The sequence below is a fragment of the Streptomyces anandii JCM 4720 genome, from assembly GCF_014650655.1.
Lineage (GTDB): Bacteria > Actinomycetota > Actinomycetes > Streptomycetales > Streptomycetaceae > Streptomyces > Streptomyces anandii.
This window is the reverse complement of sequence record NZ_BMVJ01000040.1, coordinates 928-1,554: the sequence shown is the minus strand read 5'-3', so window position 1 is coordinate 1,554 and position 627 is coordinate 928. Positions and strand designations below refer to the sequence as shown.

Genomic DNA, 627 nt, shown 5'->3' with positions numbered 1-627 from the left:
TAGCGGGGACAGGATTTGAACCTGCGACCTCTGGGTTATGAGCCCAGCGAGCTACCGAGCTGCTCCACCCCGCGTCGTTGTGATTCCAGTGTACGCCATGTTCGGGGCCCTCCGCGCACACATAGGCGCCCGCCCGGTCCGCTCAGCCCGAGAGGTGCCGGTTCGGCTCCCTGGCCGCCGCCTCGAACTCCGGCACCAGGACGACCTCCGCGCCCCCGGCCGTCAGCAGCCCGGTCCCGTCGGCGCCCTCCACGAAGGTGTCCGGCTCACGCCACGCGGTGACCACTCTGCGCACCCCCGCGTCCAGAATCAGCCGGGCGCACGGGAGCGGCCGGGAGGCGCGTCGGGCGCACGGTTCGAGGCTGCTGTAGACGGTGGCTCCCGCGAGCCGCGGATCGGCGGGGTCGACCTTGGCGAGCGCCGCCTCCTCGGCGTGCGCGACCGGGTCGCCGGCCTCGCGGGAGTGTCCCCGCGCCAGCTCGGTCCCGTCCGCGGCGACGATCACCGCGCCCACGCTGAACGCGGTCCGCGACGGCGGGCACTGCGCCGCCAGCTCGCAGGCGATGCGCAGCCAGTGCCGGTCGGCGGGGGCGGCGAGGGGCCCGGTGCCGGGGGCGGTCGGCTCGT

1 protein-coding gene and 1 tRNA gene are annotated in these 627 nt (G+C 75.3%); both read right to left on the bottom strand.

The window, feature by feature from the left end; translation table 11 throughout:
* Nucleotides 1-74 (bottom strand) — tRNA-Met (locus tag IE249_RS34595).
* 68 nt (nucleotides 75-142) lie between these two features.
* The coding region (locus tag IE249_RS39495; RefSeq protein WP_229859956.1) for a cytidine/deoxycytidylate deaminase family protein at nucleotides 143-627 on the bottom strand (485 nt) is incomplete at its 5' end.